The 23894-nt window shown below is 60.4% G+C and carries 21 protein-coding genes and 1 pseudogene; 16 read left to right on the forward strand and 6 right to left on the reverse strand.

The features are described 5' to 3' along the window. Window positions 1–3: 3 nt before the first annotated feature. The 5 genes and pseudogenes from BM216_RS25310 (at window position 4) to BM216_RS35090 (ending at window position 6135) form a co-directional block, all read left to right on the forward strand. Complete coding sequence (locus BM216_RS25310) at window positions 4–2034, forward strand: hydantoinase/oxoprolinase family protein (RefSeq protein WP_093001993.1); 2031 nt, start codon at window positions 4–6, stop codon at window positions 2032–2034. Further along, entirely contained in the window at window positions 2031–3602 is a 1572-nt protein-coding gene (locus tag BM216_RS25315) for a hydantoinase B/oxoprolinase family protein (RefSeq protein WP_093001994.1), read from the forward strand. The genes BM216_RS25310 and BM216_RS25315 overlap by 4 nt, the downstream gene beginning before the upstream one ends. 287 nt (window positions 3603–3889) lie before the next feature. Further along, window positions 3890–3964, forward strand: a pseudogene (locus BM216_RS34720) (type II toxin-antitoxin system prevent-host-death family antitoxin); the annotation flags it as partial. A gap of 154 nt (window positions 3965–4118) precedes the next feature. Continuing rightward, window positions 4119–5621, forward strand: coding sequence for a sensor histidine kinase (locus BM216_RS34160; RefSeq protein WP_177230903.1), 1503 nt, complete (start codon window positions 4119–4121; stop codon window positions 5619–5621). A 349-nt stretch (window positions 5622–5970) separates the two neighbouring features. Further along, the gene (locus BM216_RS35090) at window positions 5971–6135 is read left to right on the forward strand and encodes an aldehyde dehydrogenase family protein (protein WP_280141706.1); all 165 of its coding nucleotides are present in this window, start codon (window positions 5971–5973) and stop codon (window positions 6133–6135) included. A 300-nt stretch (window positions 6136–6435) separates the two neighbouring features. Here the strand turns inward: BM216_RS35090 and BM216_RS25335 are convergent, their stop codons facing one another. Then, window positions 6436–7359 carry an AraC family transcriptional regulator gene (locus tag BM216_RS25335; RefSeq protein ID WP_093002048.1) on the reverse strand — a complete coding sequence of 308 codons (924 nt, stop codon included), beginning with the start codon at window positions 7357–7359 and terminating at the stop codon, window positions 6436–6438. An 835-nt stretch (window positions 7360–8194) separates the two neighbouring features. Here BM216_RS25335 and BM216_RS25345 point away from each other — a divergent pair. The 9 genes from BM216_RS25345 (at window position 8195) to BM216_RS25385 (ending at window position 17957) form a co-directional block, all read left to right on the forward strand. Continuing rightward, entirely contained in the window at window positions 8195–9178 is a 984-nt protein-coding gene (locus BM216_RS25345; protein WP_093001995.1) for an oxidoreductase, read from the forward strand. 3 nt (window positions 9179–9181) lie between these two features. Continuing rightward, complete coding sequence (locus BM216_RS25350; protein ID WP_093001996.1) at window positions 9182–9820, forward strand: DedA family protein; 639 nt, start codon at window positions 9182–9184, stop codon at window positions 9818–9820. A 191-nt stretch (window positions 9821–10011) separates the two neighbouring features. Next, window positions 10012–10470 (forward strand): class I SAM-dependent methyltransferase, encoded by a 459-nt coding sequence (locus tag BM216_RS25355; RefSeq protein ID WP_348272014.1) that lies wholly within the window; start codon window positions 10012–10014, stop codon window positions 10468–10470. Window positions 10471–10565: 95 nt separating this feature from the next. Beyond that, window positions 10566–11033, forward strand: a complete 468-nt coding sequence (locus tag BM216_RS25360) for a (2Fe-2S)-binding protein (RefSeq protein ID WP_093001998.1) — start codon at window positions 10566–10568, stop codon at window positions 11031–11033. After that, a complete protein-coding gene (locus BM216_RS25365) occupies window positions 11030–11722 on the forward strand; it encodes an Isoquinoline 1-oxidoreductase subunit (RefSeq protein WP_093001999.1) in 693 nt (230 codons plus the stop codon). The genes BM216_RS25360 and BM216_RS25365 overlap by 4 nt, the downstream gene beginning before the upstream one ends. 41 nt (window positions 11723–11763) lie before the next feature. Continuing rightward, the gene (locus BM216_RS25370; protein ID WP_093002000.1) at window positions 11764–13959 is read left to right on the forward strand and encodes a xanthine dehydrogenase family protein molybdopterin-binding subunit; all 2196 of its coding nucleotides are present in this window, start codon (window positions 11764–11766) and stop codon (window positions 13957–13959) included. Between the two features lie 198 nt (window positions 13960–14157). Then, a complete protein-coding gene (locus BM216_RS25375; protein WP_093002001.1) occupies window positions 14158–14775 on the forward strand; it encodes a (2Fe-2S)-binding protein in 618 nt (205 codons plus the stop codon). Window positions 14776–14778: 3 nt separating this feature from the next. Then, entirely contained in the window at window positions 14779–15780 is a 1002-nt protein-coding gene (locus tag BM216_RS25380) for an FAD binding domain-containing protein (RefSeq protein WP_093002002.1), read from the forward strand. Continuing rightward, the gene (locus tag BM216_RS25385) at window positions 15777–17957 is read left to right on the forward strand and encodes a xanthine dehydrogenase family protein molybdopterin-binding subunit (RefSeq protein WP_093002003.1); all 2181 of its coding nucleotides are present in this window, start codon (window positions 15777–15779) and stop codon (window positions 17955–17957) included. The genes BM216_RS25380 and BM216_RS25385 overlap by 4 nt, the downstream gene beginning before the upstream one ends. On the opposite strand, the gene BM216_RS25390 is transcribed toward BM216_RS25385, so the two are convergent. Beyond that, window positions 17935–18324 (reverse strand): DUF1330 domain-containing protein, encoded by a 390-nt coding sequence (locus tag BM216_RS25390; protein WP_177230904.1) that lies wholly within the window; start codon window positions 18322–18324, stop codon window positions 17935–17937. The genes BM216_RS25385 and BM216_RS25390 overlap by 23 nt on opposite strands. 115 nt (window positions 18325–18439) lie before the next feature. Here BM216_RS25390 and BM216_RS25395 point away from each other — a divergent pair, with 115 nt between their 5' ends. Further along, on the forward strand, window positions 18440–19378 hold the full coding sequence (locus tag BM216_RS25395) for an AraC family transcriptional regulator (protein WP_093002004.1): 939 nt from the start codon (window positions 18440–18442) through the stop codon (window positions 19376–19378). Window positions 19379–19423: 45 nt separating this feature from the next. Here the strand turns inward: BM216_RS25395 and BM216_RS25400 are convergent, their stop codons facing one another. Beyond that, window positions 19424–20104 carry a TetR/AcrR family transcriptional regulator gene (locus BM216_RS25400; RefSeq protein WP_093002005.1) on the reverse strand — a complete coding sequence of 227 codons (681 nt, stop codon included), beginning with the start codon at window positions 20102–20104 and terminating at the stop codon, window positions 19424–19426. A 78-nt stretch (window positions 20105–20182) separates the two neighbouring features. On the opposite strand from BM216_RS25400, the gene BM216_RS25405 reads away from it, so the two are divergent. Then, window positions 20183–20923, forward strand: coding sequence for an SDR family NAD(P)-dependent oxidoreductase (locus tag BM216_RS25405; protein ID WP_177230909.1), 741 nt, complete (start codon window positions 20183–20185; stop codon window positions 20921–20923). Between the two features lie 95 nt (window positions 20924–21018). Here BM216_RS25405 and BM216_RS25410 read toward each other — a convergent pair whose 3' ends face one another. The 3 genes from BM216_RS25410 to BM216_RS25420 are packed head-to-tail and all read right to left on the reverse strand — an operon-like array spanning window position 21019 to window position 23739. Then, window positions 21019–21603 (reverse strand): dioxygenase family protein, encoded by a 585-nt coding sequence (locus BM216_RS25410; protein WP_093002007.1) that lies wholly within the window; start codon window positions 21601–21603, stop codon window positions 21019–21021. 39 nt (window positions 21604–21642) lie between these two features. Continuing rightward, complete coding sequence (locus tag BM216_RS25415; protein WP_093002008.1) at window positions 21643–22722, reverse strand: aldo/keto reductase; 1080 nt, start codon at window positions 22720–22722, stop codon at window positions 21643–21645. A gap of 24 nt (window positions 22723–22746) precedes the next feature. Continuing rightward, window positions 22747–23739: an MBL fold metallo-hydrolase gene (locus BM216_RS25420; RefSeq protein ID WP_093002050.1), complete on the reverse strand. Its 993-nt coding sequence runs from the start codon at window positions 23737–23739 to the stop codon at window positions 22747–22749. Window positions 23740–23894 lie beyond the last annotated feature (155 nt).

Genomic DNA, 23894 nt, shown 5'->3' on the forward strand with positions numbered 1-23894 from the left:
ACCATGGCCTATCGCATCGGATGTGACGTCGGCGGCACTTTCACCGACCTCTGCCTCTTCGAGGAAGAAACCGGCAAGACCTTCTTCGTGAAGACGCCGACCACGACCGGCCATCAGGCCACGGCCGTGGTCAATGCCGCCCGTAGCGCGCTTGGCATGGCCGGCCTTGCCGCCCATGAACTGTCCGGTTTTGCCCATGGCACGACGGTTGCGACCAATGCGATTTTGGAAAGGCGCGGTGCCCGCACCGCGCTTCTCATCACCCGCGGTTTTCGCGATGTTCTGGCGATCGGTCGCCAGTCCCGCGCCCATCTCTATGATCAGTATGCCCGCAAGCCGGAGCCGCTGGTCCCTCGCGAATTCATCTATGAAATCGACGAGCGGCTCGCACCGGACGGCAGCGTCACCCACGCCCTCGATGAAGAGACCGTTCGCAGCGCCGTTAGCGCAATGCTTGCCGCCGGGATCGAGACGGTCGCAATCTCCTTCCTGCATTCCTATGCCAACCCGGACCATGAACAGCGGGTGGCAGCCATCGTCCGCGACATGGCATCGGAGATCCGGATCTCGATTTCCTCCGACGTTCTGGCGGAACCCGGCGAGTTCGAACGCACCTCGACGACGGTCATGAACGCCTATCTCATGCCGCCGCTGAAGGACTATCTGGAGCGCATCGCCAATACGCTGATCGCCGACGGCGTTACGGCAGAGCCCGCCATCATGCAGTCCGGTGGCGGCGTCATGCCAATCGAAACGGCAAGCGGTGTCAAGGCCGTCCATACCTGTCTTTCCGGACCCGCGGCCGGCATGATCGGCGCACGCCGTTTCGCCGAGGCCGCTGGTTACAAAAATGTCGTGACGATCGACATGGGCGGCACCAGTTTCGATGTCGGCCTGATCGAGAACGGCCATATCCTTACCCGCTATGAGAGCGAGATCGAAGGCTTTCCGCTGCGCGTGCCGATGTTCGACATCATCACGCTTGGCGCAGGCGGCGGCTCGATTGCCCATGTGGATGCCGGCGGCCTGTTGAAGGTCGGCCCGGAAAGCGCCGGTGCCCGCCCGGGCCCGGCCGCCTACGGCAAGGGCGGTGACCGCCCGACCGTCACCGACGCCAATGTCATTCTCGGCCGGCTGCGGCCGGGCCGCGCGATCGGCGGCGGCATCGTCATCGACCGCGACAGGGCTGCAAAGGCGATCGAAACCCATGTTGCAGGACCGCTTGGCATCTCGGTCGAAGAGGCGGCGGTCGGCATGCTGCAGGTCGTCAACGCCGCCATGGTGCGCGGCATGCGTCGCATCACAGTCGAGCGCGGGCTAGAACCACGCGATTTCGCCGTCATGGCCTTCGGCGGCGCCGGCCCGCTGCATGCGGTGGACCTGTGCGCCGAAATGGATGTCGAGACCGTCATCGTGCCGCCGTCGCCCGGCCTTCTCTGCGGCATCGGCCTTCTTCTGGCGCCCTGGAAACATGACGAGACATCGATGATCTCCGGCCTTGCGGAGGCGAAGTCGAATTCGGACATCCGCATGGCGATTGAAATGATGGGATGCAAGGTTGTCACCCAGGCGAAGAAGGATGGCATCGATTTCAAGTCTGTGACCTTCGCGCCGGTTCTGGAAATGCGCTATCGCGGCCAGGGGCATCAGCTGCCGATCGCCTGGACCGGCGATGGCCTCGACGCGGCCGTGGAAGCCTTCCATCAGGCTCATCACCGCAGCTTTGGTTACGACCGCCGCAGCGAGAGCGTCGAGATCTGCCTACTGCGGCTGACCGCCAGCGCATCGCCGCCATCCGACAGGCTCCCGGTTCCGGTCATCACACCGAGCGACGATCCCGTCATCGCCCGTTCGCCGCTCTGGTTCGAAGGCGCCATGGTCGATGTGCACGTCTATGACCGTGCCCGGCTTGCGCTCGGGACTGAGCTGACCGGGCCGCTGATCGTCGAACAGCAGGATACGACGCTGATCGTCGGAGCCCAGACGCTCGTCGTCGACGAACATGGCAACCTCATCATCAGGATGCAGAAATGAAGAGCGATACCATTCTTGCCGAAGTCGTCCGCCATGGCCTGCAGGCCGTTGCAGAGGAAATGGGCGCGGCCCTGATCCGCACAGCTCATTCGATCAACATCCGCGACCGCCGCGATTTTTCCTGCGGCGTCTTCGATGCTGAGGGCCAGCTGATTGCGCAGGCCGAACACATTCCCGTCCATCTCGGCCTGATCGCGGGTGTCGTCAGCCGCACCATCGCCAATCTGGGCGAGGACATCGCGCCCGGCACGATGGTCGTCACCAATGACCCCTGGCTCACGGGTTCGCACCTTCCCGACGTCGTCGTCATCGCGCCGGTCGATGCCGACGGCGAGCGCCTCGGTTACGTCGCCAACATGGCGCATCAGGTCGATCTCGGCGGCTTTGCGCCCGGAAGTCTCGCGCTCGGAACGGTGGATATCACCCAAGAAGGCCTGCGCGTTCCGCCGATGATCCTCGTCCGCGATGGCGAGGTCGAACGCTCGACGCTGTCGCTTTTCAGGCTTGCCAGCCGCACGCCTGACATGGTGGCCGGGGACCTGCTGGCACAGGCAGCCGCCAACACGACCGGCGCCCGCCGGCTGGCGGCCCTTGTCGAGCGAACAGGCAAGGACCGTTTCGCGGGAGCCGTCACGACCCTGCTTTCAACGACGGAAAAGCGGTTGGAAACGGCTTTTCGGGCGCTGGAAGGCCGCAAGGGCAGTTTTGCCGACACGCTCGAATGGTATGAAGACGGCAAGGATGTCGATCTAACTGTCAGCGTCGAACTGACGATTACCGAGGGCAAACTGCGTGCCGATTTTGCCGGGACATCCGGACAGGTTGCCGGTCCGGTCAACGCGCCGGTTTTCCTCACCGCAAGCTGCGTGCTCTACGTTGTCAAGGCCATGCTCGATCCGGATATTCCGTCGAATGCCGGCCTTTTCCGCCGCATCGTGATCACCGCGCCGGACCACTCGATCGTTAATGCTGCGGCGCCGTCTCCCGTGGCGCTCTGCACGTCGATCACCAGCCAGCGCATTACCGACGCTCTGATCGGCGCGTTTAATCAGATCCGCCCGGAGAAGCCGATCGCCGCCTCGACCGGCAGCATGAACGCTCTCATCCTCGGCGGCGCCGATCCGGCAACCGGCCGCGCCTATTCCTATGTCGAGACCTATGCCGGCGGCCAGGGCGGACTTCCGGGAAAAGACGGCGCAAGCGGCGTGCATTGCCACATGACCAATACCGCCAATTCGCCGGTGGAACTGATCGAGCGCGAATATCCCTTGACAGTCCTGGATTACAGCCTTGTGGACAGCAGCGGCGGAGCGGGAGAGTTTGCCGGTGGCCTCGGCCTGCGTCGGACGATCCTTGTCAACGCGGATTCGGTGCTGACCGTGCATCTCGACCGCACCCGGCACGAGCCCTGGGGCGTGATGGGCGGATCGTCTGCGCGGGGATCACGCATCACCGTTGCTGACAGCAATGGTGAGCGCAGCTTGCCGGGCAAGTGCACGACGCGTGTCTCGGCAGGAACCACGGTGAAAATGGAAACCGCAGGGGGCGGCGGCTGGGGTCTCCAGTGAGTATGCAACACTCTCCCGAATCTCGGGGCAGAGGGCAGTTCAAATGAACAGAAAAATCAATCAGTCCGCCCAATCTGCTTATTGAGGCCCACAATCTCCGGGTTTAACGTCCAGATACTTGGGTTTCGAGCGGATCAGAACGGCCGTCCCAGGATTTGCCAGTCTCGTTTTTGCAGACCAGATCCAGCTCCGCATTTGCCATTGAAGATGCGCTCGTCCCTCCATCACTTTCTCCAAAGCGAGATATCTTGATATCTGGATACTGGAAACCAGTTCGGAGATTGTCTATGCGCCATGACACGACGGGTGACCTCAACAAGCAGGTCGGAGATGTCACGGATGCGGCGAGCAGTGAGCCAGTAGCTACAGGAAGCCACGCTTCATGCTGATGAGCTATGAGCCATGAGCATTATGAACGATAAGCCAGAAAATCCGCTTTAGAAAATAGCAGAGAGGCTTGTTCTTCAGCTGGCTGGCGATAGTTATCCCGCCGTTGCAATGTATTGCGAGTGACCCGTGCTTCAGCCAGCTATCGACGACGCCGATCCATTTCAGTTCCTTGGACATCAAGGTGAGGTAGCTGACCTCATTCGAAAGCACGACTGGTCGAAAACGCCACTGGGCGGCGTCGAAAGCTGGTCTTCGTCCCTCAAGACTGCAACCGCCCTGCTCCTCCAGTCCCCTGTTCCGATCGTGATGCTGTGGGGCGAGCAAGGCGTAATGATCTACAACGACGCGTATTCGGTTTTCGCCGGCCATCGTCATCCCGAGCTTTTCGGATCCAACGTCCGCGAGGGCTGGTCTGAAATATCCGATTTTAACGACAACGTCATGAAGGTCGGCCTCGCTGGCGGCACGCTCTCCTATCGCGATCAGGAACTGACGCTTCATCGGCATGGTTATCCCGAGCAGGTCTGGATGGACCTTGCCTATTCTCCAGTGCCGGACGAAAGCGGAAAGCCTGCCGGCGTCATCGCGATTGTCGTCGAGACAACCGAGCGCGTTTTGGCCGAGCGGAGAAACAGGGAAGAAGCGCAGCGACTTCAGAATTTGTTCGAGCAGGCGCCAACCTTTATGGCGCTGATCAGTGCCGACCAGCAGCGCTTCGAAATAATCAACCCGGAATATCGACGGCTGATCGGCGATCGGGAAATCGTAGGCCTGCCCTTCGCTGAAGCATTGCCGGAAGTCGCCGAGCAAGGATTTGACAAGTTGCTTGATCAGGTCTTCGCCTCAGGAGAACCGATCAGGCGGACCTCGGAACGCGTGATGTTCCGATGGAGCAAGGACGGTCCGCTCGAGGAGCGGTTTGTCGATTTCGTCTATCAGCCGATCCGGGAGAATGGCCAGGTCACCCACATCTTCGTGCAGGGCTCGGACGTCACCGAACGCGTGCGTGCAGAAAACCATCAGAAGCTTCTCATCAACGAGTTGAACCACAGGGTCAAAAACACCCTGGCGTCGATCCAGTCGATCGTGACGCAAACCTTGAGGAGTGTTCAGTCGAGAGAAGAAGCGTCAAGCGCGATCACAGCCCGGATCCTGGCGCTGTCGCGTGCGCATAACGTACTTACCAACGAGAACTGGGATGGGGCTGATCTGCATGGAATGGTGGAGAGCGCCCTTGAGGCGTTTCAGCAGGAAGGCAGACAGGCGATCACTATCAGCGGTCCAGTTCTCCGGGTCGGGCCCCATGCCGCGCTTTCTATAGCTCTGGCGTTGCATGAGCTCGCGACAAATGCGGTGAAATACGGTTCTCTCTCAGGCAGCGAAGGAACGGTCGACATCGCCTGGAATATCGATGACCACAATCGCTTCAAGCTGAAGTGGACTGAGCAGGGTGGGCCTCAGGTTATCCGGGGTGACAGACAGGGTTTTGGATCTCGCCTGATCTTGCGGGTGCTGCCGAGAGAGCTCCAGGGAACAGCCGAAATAGATTTCCCTCCAACCGGTGTTGTGTTTGAGCTCGAGACGTCATTGGCGGCCATCAGCGATCGACCATTGATGGAACAGATCTGAATGGCTCGAATTCTGATTGTCGAAGACCAAATGCTGTCGCCATGCTGGTCGAGGATGTCATCCTCGACCTTGGCCATGAGGTCGTCGGTCCGGCAATGACGCAGGGGGCAACTGAGATGTCCTAAAGCCGCAGCGATTATCGTGGCTTGAACTTCGCCTGCCGTACCGGGAATTTCGCAGCCGAAAATCTTCGCCAATGTCACGAACGACATGTGCATCGCTCGCGAGGAGATTTTCGGACCGGTACTGTCTGCCCTGACCTGCCAGGACGAGGAGGCTGTGATCCGTATCGCCGCTGACACGAGCTGCGGTCTTTCAGGCATATCTGCACGGCACGGGCAGCGAGCACATGCGAGCGCTTGCTACTCAGCTGGGATGCGGCCGGGTGGTGGTCAATGTTGCACCCCACGAGCAAATGGCGCAGTTCGGTGGAATGAAGCAATCGGGTATCGGTCTCGAATTCGGCCTTTTCGGATCGGAGGCTTTTCTGGAGCCGAAGGCGATATTGGCTTAACTCAGCACCTCACGACAGCAGAAGTCACACGTAACTGGCCAAGCTTTGTCTTGCACGGTGCGGGTCGCGGCGCCTGATATGGCCTTTCCTGATGAGCCGAATGTCTAGCCCATCTGATGGGTTAAGCTGTTGAAGGAATGCGAACCACCGGCCCAGTTGTTCTAGAGCCATCCGATTGAAATTTCTTTGGTTGTGGGCATCAACCTCGCCCATTAGGGATGACCAATCGGAACGAGGACGCAGGCTCATGGCTGTGCTTGAGACCTTGCGCGCACGAGCTGCAACTCCCTCGGGAAGAGATCAAGCGGAGCGCACAGCGCGGCTCGCATATTCGTTGTGTAGGCGCTGTTGGTTCAGAGCATCCTGTTTGGGTGCGACGCCAAAAGTTCTTGAGTATTCCCGGCTGAATTGCGACGCGCTCTCATACCCCACCTTATAGGCCGCTTCGGCAACATTGGCAGCCTGCGTCACCATAAGGCGACGCGCCTCCAGCAGGCGGAGTTGCTTCTGGAACTGAAGTGGCGTCATCGAGGTCAGCGCCTTAAAATGCTGGTGAAACGAAGAGGGGCTCATCCTCGCAACTTCGGCCAACTGATCGACGCGCAAAGTCTCCGCGAAGTTTGTGTGTAAAAGGGCGACTGCCCTTACTACCCGTTCGATGTTTGATTCCGGGCAGGCTAGTTTGCAGATCTCGCCACCATGGGGGCCGCTTAACAGCCAGTAGCAGATCTCGCGTACGATCGAAGGCGCCAGGATGGGGATTGCCTTCGGCGTTGCCAGGAGCCGAACCATGCGAGTTATGCAATCAGCGAGTGCTTGATCCACTTTGGCGATAAAAGCACCAGGACCGGTCGCCTCTGATTGCGCTGGCGGTGTATCCAATTGCTCGAGAACCTCGCGGACGGTTGCGACGTCGAAATCGATCAACACACCGACGTAAGGCTTGGCGGCACTGGCCTCGACGATCCTTCCGGTCGCAGGCATTCCAACGCTGACGACCAAACACTCCATGCTGCGGTAATCGAGATGCTCGTCGCCGAACTGCAGTTCCTTCGCGCCTTCCAGCACGACGCAGAGCGACGGCCGATAAATGTTTCGCATCGGCATCATCGACTGAAACGAACGGATGATATTGAAGCCTTCGATAGCCGTCGGGAACAGGCCTTGCCCGCCGCCCTGTTCGTCGATGTAAGCCGTGACGGCGGAGAGCAGTGGGGTATTCAAGCGAGGCTCCGGCTGTTTCAGCGGCCACGGCAGCACGTGGCTTCTTGCCGGCATCTTCGCCTTTCCTGCAGGAATAGGCAAGATTCTTGAAGGTTCGGGCATTTTGGTTATTGGACACTCCATCTAGCTTAAGGGCACAACCAAGCGAGGAGTGACCCCAGGATGACAGAAATTGTTGCGCGGTCAATAGATCCTTCACAGACACGAGCACCGCCCGCTGCCTCTAGCCGGAAATACGTCAGAGGCACACGGATGGCGGCTATATGCATCGCGCTTCTGCTGATTAACGCGTTCTCGCTGATCGATCGGATACTTACCTTCAACCTGGTGGAGCAAATGAGAGCAGACCAGCGGCTGACCGACACTGAGCTGGGCCTGATCACGGGCTTCGCCTTCGCGGTCTGCTACGCGCTTTTGTCTCTGCCGCTCGCCCGCACAGCAGATCAGGGATCACCCGGGTCGCGCGGGTGTCCTGCGTCCTGTTGGAACGTGACGAGGACACTCCGCCGCAACCAAGGCACCGCAGGAGATCTATCAAACGTTCTGGCCAAGGAATCGGGTGGCCTCAGCTTTGGTGAACGCGATTTCGCCGGGTGTTGTCGATACCCAACTACTGCGAGATAACTCCCGAACACCCGCCTGAATGAGGCGAAGGGGCCGGGCGCTCCTCCGCAGGCCGGTCGATGCCATCGTATAGGCTCAGGCCGGGAGCCGCCCCTTCCGAGTCCCGCGAAAAGTCGCTTCACCCCACGGCGACCTGTCCGCCGAAGGCATGCCCGGAACAATGCGTCTTCGGCGGCCGATCTTGCCCTAGCAAAAAAGAAAGGAACTGACGATGCCGAAATCGTGGACACTTGACGATATGCCGTCTCAAAAGGGCCGGACGATCTTGATCACCGGAACCGGTGGCCTGGGCTTCGAAGATGCGCTTGCGCTCGCCCAGGCTGGTGGCGACGTGATCATCGCAGGGCGCAATCCGACAAAGGCTGCCGAAGCCGTCCGACGCATTAAGGAGAAGGCGCCCCAGGCCTCGATCACACTGGAGATTGTCGACCTTGCCAGCCTCGCATCGATCGAGGCGCTGGCCAAAAGATTGAAAGAAACGCACCACCATGTCGATGTTCTTATCAACAACGCCGGTGTCATGACGCCGCCGACGCGTCAGACGACCAAGGACGGCTTCGAACTGCAGTTTGGCACCAACCACCTTGGCCACTTTGCCCTCACTGGCCACTTGTTGCCGCTGCTCATGCGGGCACAGGACCCGCGGGTCGTCTCGCTTTCCAGCATTGCTGTCAAAAGCGCAAGCGCCGCAATCAATTTCGACGACCTGCAAGCGGAGCGTGGCTATAAGCGGATGCCTGTCTACACTCAGTCGAAGCTGGCTTGCCTGATGTTTGCGTTCGAACTGCAACGGCGGAGTGAAGAAGCGGGATGGGGGGTTACCAGTATTGCTGCTCACCCAGGTGTGTCGCGCACCGACCTGCTTCACAATGCCCCTGGGCAGCACAGTGCTCAAAGCCTCATCAGGACATACTTGTGGTTCTTGTTTCAGCCCGTTGCGCAGGGCGCTTTGCCGACTTTGTTTGCGGCTACATCTCCGGAGGCCCGCGGCGGCGGCTATTACGGGCCTGATAGGCTCGGCGAAACCCGTGGGCACCCAACAGAAGCGCAGATCCCACGACAGGCATTGGATATGGACGCGGCACACAGGCTGTGGGAAATTTCTGAGAAACTGACCGGGATCTCGTTCAACGCGCAGGCTCTAAGCTTGGATATCTCAAGCGCGCGCGCGACAGCGATTGCGCGGGAGGCCTGAGAGATGGATCCGCTCGGATATCTTGTCGAATGGATTGCCCTATACGGCATGTTTGGTCTCTTCGCGATCGGTCTTGCGGAGCGTTTCCTGCCTGCATTACCCTCCTACGGGATCCTCGTCGCGATAGGCATTGCGGCCGACGGTGAGGTCTGGTCGCTCCACACCGCCGTGATCGGGACGACGGTTGGAAGCTCTATCGGAGCTCTCGTTCTCTATCTTCTCGTGCGTGCGGTAGGAGAGAAACGGACGACAGCGCTTCTATACTCAGTTGGCGGATGGGTGGGGCTACCACGACCCCGTATCGACTGGACACTGTCCTCGCTGCGCGAGCGGGAACGTGCACTGACGATCCTTTCGCAACTCATTCCAACCGTCCGGTTGATCTCGCCTGTGGCGGCAGGGCTATTAGGCACAAATACGCTGCGGTTTGTCGCTGGCGTATCGATCGGCATCGTCCTGTGGAACGGGCTGTTTATTGCCGGCGGTTACCTGGCTGTACTGGCCATCCCTGGCATCAACTCGTCGGCACTCGCCCTGAAAATACTGATCCTGCTTGTTGCCTCGGAGCTTCTTATTGCCTTGGCGTGGCGGCTTCAGCGGCGATATTTGATGCGCCTAAGCCCGGGAGCTAGCCAGCGATGACGAACAGGACTGCTGATGCGCTTTTGTTTTTTCGGGCTTGGCTTTCCGCCCCTCTCCGTGTCGCGTCCGTTACGCCGTCTGGTCGCGCGCTGTCTTCTCTTATGATAGCCGAGATAACGTCGCAGACAGGCACAGTCATCGAGTTGGGCCCTGGAACAGGGGTGTTTACGGACGCTCTGCTACGACAGGGGGTGGCAGAAGAAAATCTCGTGCTCGTCGAATACGGTGCTGAATTCGCGAACCAACTCGCCAACCGTTTTCCAGCCGCGAAAACCGTCCAGATGGATGCTGCTCAGTTGCGCAAGCTGCCGCTTCACGCCACAGCACCTGTCGGTGCTATCGTCAGCGGCCTGCCGGTCCTGTCGATGCCAATGCGGAAGGTCTACGCGATTTTATCAGGAGCATTTTCGCATCTTCGCCATGGTGGAGCCTTTTACCAATTCACCTACGGACCCCGATGCCCGATCTCAAGGCCCTTATTGGATCGCTTGGGCCTTAAGGCGACATATGTCGGCTGGACCTTTGCCAATATTCCGCCTGCGGCCGTCTATCGCATCACTCAACGGAGACCGAAAAAACCTTCAGAGCAGAGACATCAAAGTGAGTTGTTCGATCCGCCAACGGATCTGTCTTACGGTCCGGCTAGATAATCGCCGGGAGGATCAGGCATGTTTTTTGTCGGATCGGGCATATCCGGACACGGTGGCTCGATCCTAAGCTTGCCGTCATCAGAAGGGATGTTTCCATGTCTTACACGCTATCGGTCAATGGACGATCACATAATGTCGACGAAGACGGCGAAACACCGCTTCTATGGGTGCTACGCGATAGCCTGTCACTGACGGGAACCAAGTACGGTTGCGGTGCAGCGCAGTGCGGCGCCTGTACAGTCCATCTCGACGGAAGCCCGGTTCGATCCTGTTCAATACCATTGCGAGCCGCGGTCTCGGCGCGGATTAACACGATTGAGGGCATGGACGGCGCCGAAGCATCTGCCCTACGCGATGCCTGGGTCAAGCACGATGTACCGCAGTGCGGTTTCTGCCAATCCGGCCAGATGATGAGCGCGGTCGCGCTGTTGCGCGACATCAAACAACCCACGGATGAAGACATCGACATCGCTATGAGCGGCAATCTCTGTCGATGCGCCACTTACAGCCGCATTCGTGCGGCCATCCACGATGCGGCGGGGAAGCTCGGGGCGGAGACATGACACGACACAAATCCGAGAAAGGAAGATGGCGCCGCTGCGTGAAAATGGTGTTTGCGACGATATTCGGAGTAATCTTATTTACGGGCGCCGCGGGCCTGATCTACGCCCTTTATCCGCGAACCATGCCGCAAACACAGGCTATTGAAGACAGACTGCAACCCGCCGAGCTCGATCTTCTGCGTCAGGTGTCGGACTTCAACACGATTACCGACCCGACTGCGAGGTCTGTAGCTCTCTTCGAAGAAGCCGGCCGTGTGATCGCGCATCCGCGCTGCATGAACTGCCACCCGCGCACGGATCGTCCCACCCAGACCGAGGCGATGCGCCCGCATACGCCTTGGGTGACCCGTGGCGCCGACGGCGGTGGTACACCAACGCTTCGCTGTTCGACCTGCCATCAAGCCGAGAATTTCGAAGCGTCCGGCGTTCCCGGGAATCCCAAGTGGAGGCTCGCACCGATCGAAATGGCCTGGCAGGGCCAGACGCTCGGCAACATCTGCAGGCAACTTTTAGATCCGGCACGGTCGCATATGACGCGTGAGGAATTGCTCCACCACATGGCGCAGGACGAACTGGTTGGCTGGGCCTGGCACCCGGGAGCAAATCGCAAGCCCGCGCCCGGCACTCAGGAAGCCTTCGGGTTGTTGATCAAAGCCTGGCTTGAGACAGGCGCGGCGTGCCCGCAGTGAGTGGGCACAAGTGAATGCAAGATGGCAACTGGAGAATGCCCATGACCGACTCCCCTGATCGAAAGCCACGATTTCAAATGACACGTCGACGCTTGATCCTAGGTGGCTCGCTGATCGGTGGTGCGCTCGTCGTGGGGTACGCCGCAGCCAACCCGATGCAGGCTATCGGCGCGATCCTTCAAGCCGGCGGTCCTGACCCGGAACCAAGTGCCTTTGGACCATTCATCCGGATCACCGATGACGGCTGGGTGACGATTGTCAATAAACAGCAAGAACTCGGCCAAGGCATCCATGCCGGGCTTGCCGCGATCGTCGCGGAAGAGCTCGACGCGGATTGGGATAAGGTGCGTGTCGTCGATGCGCGCAGCAACGTCCGCGCCTACGGTGTGCAAATGACAGCCGGTTCGAATTCGATCGCCTCGAACTGGGATCTCATGCGCAATGCCGGTGCCGCGGCGCGCGCGATGTTCGTCCAGGCGGCCGCGGCTCGCTGGGGCGTTGAACCTGCTGACATCCTCGTCCGCGACGGCGCACTCTCCCACCCTGGCTCCAATCGAACGGCGAACTTCGTCGATCTCCTCGCCGACGCCTCGCGTCAGACGCCGCCCCAAACGCCAACACTCAAGCGGCGGCACGACTACCGGCTGATCGGAACCGAGCGGGTGCGGCGGAAGGATAGTCTGCCCAAGAGCACCGGGACCCAGATCTACACGCAGGATATCCAACGTCCGGAACTGCTTGTTGCGATGGTCGCTCATAGTCCCCGCTTTGGAGGAAAGCTGATGCGGTTCGATGCATCGGACGCCCTGAAGATAAAGGGCGTCAGCCACGTCTTTGCGATAGAGTCGGGTGTCGCCGTACTCGCCGAGACGACCTTTGCCGCCAAGCGGGGACGCGACGCGCTCCGTATCGAATGGGACGATAGCGAAGCTGAGATTCGCTCCTCTGCCGACCTTATCTCCTATTACCGGGACATCGCAGCCGGTCGCACTGATGTCGAGCCCGATATCTTTCAGTCGACAGGTCAATCGCCGGAGGCGCCATTCGATGGCGACGTCGTGGAGTTTGCATTTGATTTCCCTTATCTAGCACATGCGCCGATGGAGACACTCGATTGCGTCGCCAAGGTCGATGGCTGGGATGTTGCGATCACATCGGGCGCACATCTGGTAACAGTTGATCAGGTTCAGGCAGCACTCACTGCTCGGACCGCTCCAGGCCGAGTTGACATTGAGGTGATCCCTGCTGGCGGTTCGTTCGGCCGCCGTGGTGGAATGAGCTCTGACTATGTCGTCGAATGTGTGCGGATAGCAAAGCGGGTCGAGGGTCGTACGGTCAAATTGATCTGGAGCCGCGAGGACGACATGAGGCTGGGATACTTCCGGCCGATGTCCCATCACCGGGTATGGGTCCAGCTGGGCGCGGACGGATTTCCGGAGCGTTGGCGCTTCCATTCCGTTTGCCAGAACTTGCTTCCTCTTGGCCCAAACTTCACGGCGACCGAGGGTATCGCCGACTCGCCAAATCTTTCCACAGCAACGACTGTCGATGGCAAGATCTTCACGCCAACGCTCCCGGTCACTGTCGGGTTCTGGCGGTCTGTCGGCAATTCGCACACCGCCATGGTGATGGAGCATATCGTGGATCAGCTGGCCCTCCGGGCCGGCAAAGATCCGGCATCCTACCGTCGCTTTCTGTATCAGAAGGCCGGCGACACCCGCCGAATAGCCGTCCTTGATGAGCTTTGCGCCAAGGCAGGTTGGGATACTTCGATTGACGCGGGGTGGGCCCGCGGCATGGCCATTCATCAAGCATTCGGGACTATCGTGGGTCAGGTCGCCGAGGTCCGGCTACTTGACGGCCGGCCGATCGTACGTCGCGTGGTTGCCGTTGTCGATTGTGGCATCGCCGTTGCGCCCGATCAGATCGCCGCGCAAGTGGAAGGAAGTATCGGCTTCGGGCTGTCCGCCGCGTTGTACGGTTCGATCACGATCAAGGACGGAATTGTGCAGGAGACGAATTTCGATCGTTATCCGATCTTGCGGATTAACGAGATGCCCGCTGTGGAAACACACATCATTTCCTCGGACAACAGGCCGACGGGGATGGGAGAGCCGGGCGTGGCACCTGTGGCGCCGGCGGTTGCCAATGCCATCCTCGCCTTATCAGGCACGCCGTCGCAGCGCTTGCCGTTCGTGATTGGCGAGATGAACGCCGGCTTCTCGATCAGATCCTGAGGAAAAAGCGTAATATGCAAACGCACCGCAGCCTTGCACGTCCGACGCAGTTGCGAAGCGTAGCTAATCAGTCTGCGCTGGATTTTTCGGCTTATCGTTCCGCTTGACCGGACTTACGTTGAATATGCGAATTAGGAGCGTCACGCCGAAAGGCATGACGCGCTGCATTGTTGCAACCCAACAGGAGGCGAAGTCCGGATGTCAGGCCCGCACGATAGACAGTCCATCGAGATCACCCGGCGACAGGTTTTGGAGGCCGGGACGATCGTTACCATGTCTGGAATGCTGCCGGTGGCGGCGGAGGCACAAACGTCGAGTTCGCAGCTTCCGCCCGAAAACGGCTCGACCGTTCAAGTCAGCTTCCAGATCAACGGCCAGCCAAGCACGCTGGAAATCGATGCGCGGGCGTCCTTGCTGGACATGTTGCGCGAGCGGTTGGGCCTCGTCGGCGCCAAGAAGGGATGCGACCACGGTCAATGCGGCGCCTGCACAGTGCACATTGACGGGCGCAGGGTGGCCTCCTGTCTGACTGTCGCCGCCAAGGTCGATGGGCGCAAGGTCACAACCATCGAAGGTATCGGCAGCGCGGATGCTCTGCATCCCATGCAGCAGGCATTTATCGACCATGACGCCCTGCAATGCGGCTACTGCACGCCCGGCCAAATCATGGCGGCAATCGCCTGCGTGAAGGAAGGCCATGCGTCAACGCCGGAGGACATCCGAGAATACATGAGCGGCAATATCTGTCGGTGCGGAGCCTATGTCGGCATCGTGGCTTCGATCGAGCAGGCTGCTCCCCAGATTGAGCGGGGCTGAGGCATGAGATCGCTATCCTATGTCCGCGCCAGGACTGTTCGTGAAGCAACCCAGGCTTTTGCGACGGCGGGTGAAGGCGCCCGTTATATCGCCGGCGGCACCACTCTCTATGATCTGATGAAGCTGGGCGTCGAACACCCCGCCCACCTGATCGACATCGCATCTCTCGACGGAGCCGACCGGATCGATACAGGCGGCGACGTCCTGTTCTTTGGCGCCGGAGCGCTCATGGCGGACGTTGCCGAAGATGACGTTGTCCGCCACGACTACCCGATCCTGGCCGAGAGCCTCTCGAAAGCCGCATCCCAGCAGCTTCGCAACATGGCGACCGTTGGTGGCAATATCCTGCAGCGAACGCGATGTCCCTACTTCCGGAACGGAGCCATCGGCGCCTATCCCTGCAACAAGCGGGAGCCCGGCTCCGGATGCGCGGCGATCGGCGGGCTCGACCGTAGCCAGGCCGTGCTCGGCATCAGCGATACCTGTACGGCCGTGTCGCCCGGTGATTGGCCCGTCGCGCTGACGGCGATGGACGCAACGATCGAGATCCAAGGCCCGGCGGGGCCACGGTCCGTTCCAATTGCCGAATTTTACCGGTTACCCGGTGGAACGCCCCACCTCGAATTCTCGATCGAGGGCGGCGAGATCGTGACGGGAATCTCGGTGCCCAAGACGGAAGCGGGCAAGAATTCAACCTACCTCAAAGTGCGCGACCGGGAATCCTACGCCTTTGCCCTGGCCTCGGCAGCCGTGGCACTGGCGATGGATGGAGATCGCGTGCGGCGGGCGCACATTGCTCTTGGCGGCGTTGCAACCCGGCCTTGGCGCGCACACGAGGCGGAAACGCTTTTGAACGGCCAGACGATCGACAGGGAGATCGCTCTGGCTGCCGGCAGGTCGGCCTTTGCGGATGCGTCGGCCGGCGAGCACAACGCCTTCAAGATCGAACTCGGTGCCCGCACGCTTGCCGACGCCATCATGACAGCTGGAAGGAAGACGCAATGACGCAGAAACGGACCGTTGACCGCCCGCGGATCGATGCCCACGAAAAGGTGCTGGGTCGAGCCCTATACGCAGCAGATCAGCCGATTCCCGGGCTGCTGCATGCGATGACGGTACCTGCAACGATCGTCACGGGGCGTATCGAGGCAATCGACCTGACTGCCGCGATGAATGTGCAAGGCGTCGTTCGCGTCTTCACGCATGAAGATTTCTCTCAGATCAAGACAACGCCTGCCTCACGCGGCGCTTACGGCCAGCCCGGCAAGGGCTATCAGCCTATGACCGGCCCCGTCGTCCGTCATCGCGGAGAACCCGTCGTTCTTGTTGTCGCAGAAACGCTGGAGGCCGCGATAGAGGGCGCGGAAGCCGTCAAGGTACGGTATGCCGACGAGGCCTTCAGCGCGGCAATGGAGGACGACCGTGCGGGCCGCGAGCCAGAGCCCGAGAGCGAGCTGTCCACCGGCGATGCGGAGGCCGCATTTGCGTCCGCCAACCATCGTATCGACGTCGAGTATCTGCACCCCCAGCAGCATCACAATCCGATCGAGCTGATCTCGACAACCGCCGCATTCGAGGACGGTGAACTGCGAATCTACGAGGGGACGCAGGCGGCGGCGGCTTTCGCGGGCGGCCTTGCCGGCATGATGGGACTGGACCCGACGCAGCTGCGTGGCGTAAGCCCCTACACCGGCGGAGGTTTCGGACAGAAGAACGGCATTCAGGAGCAGAGCGTGCTCGTCGCAAGCGCCGCCGCCTTGCTCAACCGCCCCGTGAAGCTGGTGATGCCACGCAATCAGCTTTTTCATACGGCATCCTACCGCCCGAGAAGCCGTCACCGCGTTCGCCTCGGTGCGGACGAACAAGGGCGCTTGCTGGCCGGGCTTTATGAAACGGTCCAGCAGAACAGCCGGTATGACGGGTTTGGCTGCGAGCATGGCGCCAATCCTCCGCGAATGTATGGCTATGGTTCCTGGCTGGGCAGTGACCGGGTCGTCCGGGTCGATACCCAGACCCCCGGCCACCAGCGGGCTCCCCATGAGCATCCCTCGAGCTTCGCTACCGAATGCGCGATGGATGAGCTCGCCGAGGCTGTGGGGATGGATCCCGTGGAGCTCCGTCTTGCAAACGATACGCAAAATGATCCGATCACGGGCAAACCATTCTCGTCGCGTCATCTCGCGGACTGTCTGAGACGCGGTGCCAAATTGGTCGACTGGAGCCGGCGCATGCGCGAACCGCGCGCGTTGGTCGCGGAGAATGGCGACCTCATCGGCCTCGGCGTCGCATGCGGAAGTTACAAGGGGTCGATGACCCCCGCTGTGACCAGGCTTCGCCTTTTTGCAAGCGGACGGTGCGAAATCGCAACATCCGGTCACGAGATGGGACAAGGCATTCGTAACGTCATCGCGGCAGAGCTCACGGATGTCCTCGGCATCGATCCGGAAAATCTGGAAATCCGCATCGGCGACACGGGGCACGCGCCCCAGCACTTAACCGCCGGTTCATGGGGAACGGGCAGCGCGGCGCCAGCTGCGCGAAGCGCCGCCATGAAACTGCGCGAAGAACTTGGCCTTCTGACCGGCAGCGCGCTGTCGGAAGAGCCAGTCCATGTCCAGCTTGCACGCACCCGCCGCCCGCTCCTGGAGGTCACGGTCGATACGATCCCACTCGGCAAGGATGGGCAAGCAATCGAGCAGTTGCGCAGGGGCATCCCATCCACCACCGGGCCTGAATATCCCGAATTCATGGCCTTCAGCTGGATCGCCCATTTTGCTGAAGTTCGCGTTGAGACGTCAACCGGGCGCGTGCGCGTCAGACGTGTCGTCAGCGTTGTCGACTGCGGCCGGGTCATGAATAGGCGCACGGCTCAAAGCCAGGTCCAGGGTGGTGTCGTCTGGGGTATCGGCGCTGCACTGCGCGAGGCGGGTGAAACGGACCCCCGGTTCGGCGGCGTGCTCAACAACGATCTTGCCGAATATGTCTTGCCGGTCAACGCCGACATCGGCGCGATCGACGTCGATTTCATCGACCAACCGGACTTCAAGCTCAACATATCGGGCGTCAAAGGCCTCGGCGAGGTCGCGATGGTCGGAGCGAGCGCGGCCGTGGTCAATGCCGTTTACAATGCGACCGGCAGACGCGTGCGACATCTGCCAATCAGAATAGAAGACCTGCTGTAGCGGCCATTGAACCGGTGCTAATCGGCTGTAGCACCGCTTCTTCCAGCGCCGACATCCGGATCGGATCAGCCACGGCGTAGGCGGGGTCGGCGATCATTTCGACGAAGGCGGATCGGCTCGGATAGCGAACCAGCGCCACCGCATCCCAGGATTGGCCGGGTTCGGCACAGAGTGCAGCCGTCCCATCGCCGGCGAAGACGATTTCTGCTCCATACCGTTCGACGATCGGGCTTGCCATGGCGAGATAGTCGAGGTAGCGCCGGCGCCCGCCATCGGCCTTGAACCGAAGCAGGTTGAGCATAACGATGGGTTGGCCGTCGTCTTCGGCCAAAAAAACGTCAATATCCGCAGGGGTGACCTTGATCATCATCATTCTCCGGTAAAACAGGCTTCTGGCCTCGAAAAATCCTCCGGCAAACTAGGCGATCGCCTGTGCACGCTCCATAATGCAAACCCCGGAACACTTTATACAAAGCCCAATAATGGATCCCTTCCTCGATCTTATCCGCCTGCTACGGCCACGCGCTGCCCTCCTGGGCCGGGGCATGGACGCGGCCGGAGACTGGGGCCTGAGCTTTCCAGCGCTGGGAGACCTGCTGTTTTTCTGGCTGGAAGACGGCCAATGCCTGCTGACACGACCTGGCTGTGATCCGCTATCGTTGAAAAAGGGCGACCTCGTGCTGCTGCAGACAACCTTTCCTTTTACGCTCGCCTCCAGTCAGGAGGTAGAGCCGTTAGACAGCATCGCTGCAGTCGCTGCCAAGCGGGCGGGACGGTTGAAGCTGGGCTCCGGTCGGGAAAGACTGATTTCGCTTCACATGGGCAAATTTCTGTTCTCGACAGCCAACGAGGATATCGTGACGGGTCTTCTTCCACCCATCGTTCAGATACCCTCTCGTTCGCCTAGGCTCCATCGGCTTCACACCTTGCTTATGCTGATGGAATCCGAAGGCCGCGACCCCGGACCAGCAAGCGAGTTCATCATCCTCCGTCTCGTCGAATTGGCGCTGGTCGAAATACTTAGAATGCCTGCATCGGGTCTTCCGGAAAAAGCCGTCGATCCTGCCAACCGCAGTCTGCTCGCCGGCCTTCGTGACCCGGTCACGGCCAAGGCAATTCGCGCCATGCATGAAAACGTCGGGCAGGAATGGACGGTCGAGTCCCTCGCGAGGCTCTGCGGCGTCTCCCGGTCCACCTTCGCCACCCGCTTTCGTGCCGTCGTCGGGATCGGTCCGATCTCCTACCTGTTGCGGTGGCGCATGGCGCTTGCCAGGGAGGCGCTCCAATCTGGAACGGCTAGGGTGGAGGAAATCGCCTTTTCGATCGGCTACAAGTCAGCAAGCGCGTTCAGCACTGCCTTCACCCAAGCGGTCGGCTGCTCGCCGAGCCGCTTCGCAGAACGTCCTTCCCGCTCTGAATAAGGGACTAGCCTCAAAGCCAGTTGAGGGGGCCATCACTCCTAGGGGTCAGCCCTTGCTCTGCATGCTCTGCCGGATGGCACCGGTTACGTTGTCCCAGCCGGAAAGCGCAAATTCCGCCGCGGCATGCAGTTCGGCGCGATCGGCTCCATCGCGGGCGCGGATCGCCATTCCACTCTGGACGATCTGCACGAACCTCGCCAATTTGGTCGTGTCTGCCGTGGGCTCAAGATCACCGTCGTTCTTCGCGGCCTCGAAACGCGTCTTCAGGAGATCGAAGCCGCCTGCGCGAGTCGCTCGCATGAATTCGGCAAGTTGGGAGTGTCCTTCGCTGCCGACAGTGGCAAGTGTTGCCATGCACCCGTGCGGTAAGTCGCTGTCTCCGCCGGTCATGGCGATAGCGGAATCCTGGAGGAATGCGAGGGCAGCCTCCCTCGCGGTCGACGCCTTTCTGAACCGGGTCCAGACCAGCCCCTCGTAGGTCGTGTAATAATATCTAAGCGCCTCGGCACAGAGCTCGTCCTTCGAGCCGAAGGCAGCATAAAGGCTTTTGACACCGATCCCCATCGCCTCTGTCAGGTCGGCGACCGACGTCGCTTCATATCCCTTGATCCAGAACAGCCTCATCGCAGCAGCGAGTGCGGCAACGCGGTCAAATTTCCGCGGCCGGCCGCGCGAGCGGGGGGTCTGTTCTGAATGTTTGGCGAGTGGTTGATCGTCATTATGCATCGGTCACTGCATAATATGCTTGACCAAAGTTTGCAACGGCTTTAGGCATTTGTACATCGATCACTGCATAATGGGGAGATCATGGAATTATTTGGAAAACGCGCCTTGGTGAACGGCGGCTCGCGAGGAATAGGCGCCGCGATCACTGTTGCGCTTGCCGAGAATGGCGCCGACGTCGCCTTCACGTATCATCGCTCGGCCGACAGGGCTGCATCGGGGGTCATGACTATCGAGGAAAAAGGCCGTCGCGGGCTTGCTATTCAGGCTGACAGTGCCGATCCGGACGCCATTCGGCGGGCTGTGAGCCAGACTGTCGACACGCTTGGAGGGCTTGATATCCTGGTCAACAGCGCAGGCATCGGGACCGCTGGCATGACCGCGGATCTGGCACTCGCCGACCTGCAGGCCATGCTTGATGTGAATGTCCGCGCCCCCGTCTTGTTCGCCCAGGCGGCAATCCCGCATCTGTCATCCGGTGGCCGGATCATCTCTCTCGGCTCCTCCTTGGCGGAGCGTGTTCCTTTCCCCGGCGTCACGGCTTACGCGATGTCGAAGTCGGCGCTTCTGTCGTTCACTCGGGGCCTTTCGCGCGAACTCGGGCCTCAAGGCATCACCGTCAATCTCGTTCTACCTGGATCGACCGACACGGAGATGAATCCGGCCGATGGTGAGAATGCGGATTATCAGCGCAGCCTCACCTCGCTCGGCCGTTTTGGCGAGCCCCGCGAAGTCGCCAGTGCGGTCACGTTTTTAGCGGGTCCAAGTGCAAATTTGATTACGGGCGCAGTTCTGAGTGTCGATGCAGGCTTCAACGCCTAATCTTGGCCCCTCATCGTCCGGGCGTCGTGTTTTTACGGCGTCCGACTTAAGTTTGAGCGCAACGGGTCCCTGCGGTGTCCGGCAGCCTTCCTTCGCTAGGTCACGAAATCGAACCGGCCAAACTTTCCATCCCCGGTTTGCTTGATGTTGAGGAGAAGCGCCTCGTCAAACAGTCTGTCTCCGGCATTCCTCGCCTCGCCGGGAAAATAGAGTTGGGTGGTGATGACGCGCCCACCCGGACGCTGAACCTTGAAATGGAAATGGCGTGTTCGGCCGGGATAAAGTGCCGGCACGATGGTGTTGAACCACCAGCGTCCCTGCGTGTCGCTGAATTGGTGTCCGCGCAGGCGGAACCCCACGCTGTCATAGTCGCCTTTCTCATCGGCTTGCCAGATCTCGACGAGGCTACCGCTGAGTGGCCAGCACCGAGTGTCGAGTATGACCCCTGCGACGGTTATACGTTCGCCGTGGGGTGAATCTGGATAGAGATCGCGTTTCAGCGGCGAGTTCGGCTTGAAGAAGGGGCCGGCTTCCCGTTCAAGGGTCGGGTCGTCGCCATCGTCACATGCGGGAGTGAGCGGCAGCTCTGGAGCGGCCTGCGCGAACGCCCTCGTCCTCGCCGAGTCGATGAGAGGCAGCGTCAAAAAGGCCGTCAGAAGCGAGCGTCTAGTGGAGGGCAAGGTCGGTCTCCCAGTGATGGCGGGTTAATCGACGCGCCGTTACCGCAGGCGCTGCGCGGCATTCGCCTGCGCCTCCCGTATCAGGCCAGAATACATATTCTCCTTGCCGGGATACCACGGCATCGTGCCGATGGACCCAAAGCCGGGAACCGTTTCCATATGTGCGACCATGCGGGCACGCATGCGCTCGTCTGGAAGCGGGCCAGTCATCGCCTGGACATTGTCGCTCATGTGGTCGGGGTTGGACGTGCCGCAAAGCACGCTGGTAACAGCCGGGTGCGCCATGACCCATTTCAGGAAGAACTGCGCCCAGCTGGTGGCCCCGAAATCCTGCGCAAAGCCGGGGAGCGGCCGGCCCTCGACCACCTTCATCAATCGTGCCTTTTCGAGCGGCAGATTGATCAGGACGCCGACACCCTTGTCGGCGGCGGTCGGGAGCAGGCGACGTTCGGCGTCTCGATTGAAGATCGAGTAGTTCGTTTGGATGAAGTCGACGTCGTCGCGTTGAACGATCGCCAATAATTGGTCCTGGGCCGCCGACTCGTGGTGGGTCACACCGACGTGGCGTATGTGGCCCTCCCTCTTCCATGCCTTCATCAAGGGAATGACAACCGGCGCGTTGGTAATGCTGTGGCACTGCATGAGATTGATCGTTTCACGCCATGTCCGCATGCGCGATTGCCGGAAGCTTTCAACGGCGTGGCTTTCGTCTCCGAGATACTCTCCTGTCGACCAGACCTTGTTGGCGAGGAACATCTCGTCGGATCCTTCGAACTCTCCCATGAACTGGCCGACACTGACTTCCGCAGAGCCGTAGAGCGGCGAGGTGTCGACCACGCGACCGCCGGCGGCGACATACCGTTCGAAGACCTGGCGTAGAGCGTCGCGGCGATCCCCGGGCTTCAGGTCGAAGGTCAGGAAAGTGCCGAGCCCCAGGGCCGTAACCCTTTCGCCGGTACGTGGCAAAATGCGGGTCAGTACGTCCGGGCTTGATGCAGTGGATGGCGACGTCGCATTCGTTACCTGGGCCTGCGCCGCGTTGGTGGCGAGCACCAGCCCTGTTGCTGCCACACCCATCGTGCCGAGGAAACCGCGTCTGTTGAGTTTTGACTTATCCATGAGATCTCTCCTGTTCCCTTAACTTCAGAACTGCCAGTTCGCGGGAACCCAGGCGTAACCGCCGTCGGTCTTCAACATCCGACCAAGACCGGGGAATGGAAAGTGGAAGCCAAGCACGGGCATGCGCTCGGCTGCAGCCCTGTCGAAAATGCGACGGCGTGAGGATAGGGCCGTTTCCTTGTCGCGGTCGGGGCCTGGAAGCCATGGCCTATCGACGTTGACAACGGGGTGGTAGGCAAGATCTGCCGTCAGCAGCAATTGGTCATTCCCGGAATGGACGAGAAAGGTTGACATGCCCGGCGTGTGACCGGACGCAGCGATCGTCGTCAAACCCGGCACGATATCGGCGCCGGCTTCATAGAGTTCGACATCGTTCATGAACGGCTCGAGGCTGCTCTTGATGTTCGCGGCGAAGCGCAGACGGAATTCCTCCGGCACCGGCATGTAGGAGAGATCCGGATCGGTGCGGACGAAGAAATCCCAGTCGGCCTTGGGAACGAAGACCGTCGCGCGGGGAAAGGCCTTACCACCGTCCGCGGTTCGTAAGTTACCGACATGATCGGGATGGGTGTGGGAGATGACAATCGCATCGATGTCCGCGGCATCGAGGCCGATCGCCGCGAGGTTATCGAAGATGCGTCCTCCATTCGGGCCCATGGTCTTGCCGGCTCCGGCTTCAATCAGGATCCGCCGGCCGTCGGTTTCGATCAGCAGTGTGTTGAGGTTGAGCGTCATTTGGTCGGTCGGCAGAAATGCTTGCCGCAGGACCTCCTGAAGCTCGGCTTCCGGCGCGTCGCTTGCGTAGACGCGCGGCCGGCCACCAATCACACCATCACTCAAGACAGTCACACTGATTTCGCCGACACGGAAGCGGTAGTGACCGGCATTCCCAGTCACCGAAGGCGCAGCCTGGGCGTTGGCTCTGCCTAAGCCACCCAGGCTCGGAACAAGCATGCCCGATGCGCCCGCGACAGCGGACAGCATGATAGCGCGTCTATTGAGGGTGAAGGAATTCACCGGTCTTCCCTTCTTCATTGGGCGCAATGGAACTCTGTCTCTCTCGATCGATGTGACGCCGAGACAAAGTTTCCAGTACGCAACGCTTAGCTTGCACGATCGTGACATGCAGCGATTGGTTTGATAACCTGCCTTACGTTTAACAGTTTGATTAG

The organism is Rhizobium sp. NFR07 (assembly GCF_900111905.1).
Lineage (GTDB): Bacteria > Pseudomonadota > Alphaproteobacteria > Rhizobiales > Rhizobiaceae > Neorhizobium.

Coding starts and splice junctions, on each gene's coding strand:
- BM216_RS25310 (WP_093001993.1), top strand. CDS start 4: ATGGCCTATCGCATCGGATGTGACGTCGGCGGCACTTTCACCGACCTC.
- BM216_RS25315 (WP_093001994.1), top strand. CDS start 2,031: ATGAAGAGCGATACCATTCTTGCCGAAGTCGTCCGCCATGGCCTGCAG.
- BM216_RS35090 (WP_280141706.1), top strand. CDS start 5,971: ATGCGAGCGCTTGCTACTCAGCTGGGATGCGGCCGGGTGGTGGTCAAT.
- BM216_RS25345 (WP_093001995.1), top strand. CDS start 8,195: ATGCCGAAATCGTGGACACTTGACGATATGCCGTCTCAAAAGGGCCGG.
- BM216_RS25350 (WP_093001996.1), top strand. CDS start 9,182: ATGGATCCGCTCGGATATCTTGTCGAATGGATTGCCCTATACGGCATG.
- BM216_RS25360 (WP_093001998.1), top strand. CDS start 10,566: ATGTCTTACACGCTATCGGTCAATGGACGATCACATAATGTCGACGAA.
- BM216_RS25365 (WP_093001999.1), top strand. CDS start 11,030: ATGACACGACACAAATCCGAGAAAGGAAGATGGCGCCGCTGCGTGAAA.
- BM216_RS25370 (WP_093002000.1), top strand. CDS start 11,764: ATGACCGACTCCCCTGATCGAAAGCCACGATTTCAAATGACACGTCGA.
- BM216_RS25375 (WP_093002001.1), top strand. CDS start 14,158: ATGTCAGGCCCGCACGATAGACAGTCCATCGAGATCACCCGGCGACAG.
- BM216_RS25380 (WP_093002002.1), top strand. CDS start 14,779: ATGAGATCGCTATCCTATGTCCGCGCCAGGACTGTTCGTGAAGCAACC.
- BM216_RS25385 (WP_093002003.1), top strand. CDS start 15,777: ATGACGCAGAAACGGACCGTTGACCGCCCGCGGATCGATGCCCACGAA.
- BM216_RS25390 (WP_177230904.1), bottom strand. CDS start 18,324: ATGATCAAGGTCACCCCTGCGGATATTGACGTTTTTTTGGCCGAAGAC.
- BM216_RS25395 (WP_093002004.1), top strand. CDS start 18,440: ATGGATCCCTTCCTCGATCTTATCCGCCTGCTACGGCCACGCGCTGCC.
- BM216_RS25400 (WP_093002005.1), bottom strand. CDS start 20,104: ATGCATAATGACGATCAACCACTCGCCAAACATTCAGAACAGACCCCC.
- BM216_RS25415 (WP_093002008.1), bottom strand. CDS start 22,722: ATGGATAAGTCAAAACTCAACAGACGCGGTTTCCTCGGCACGATGGGT.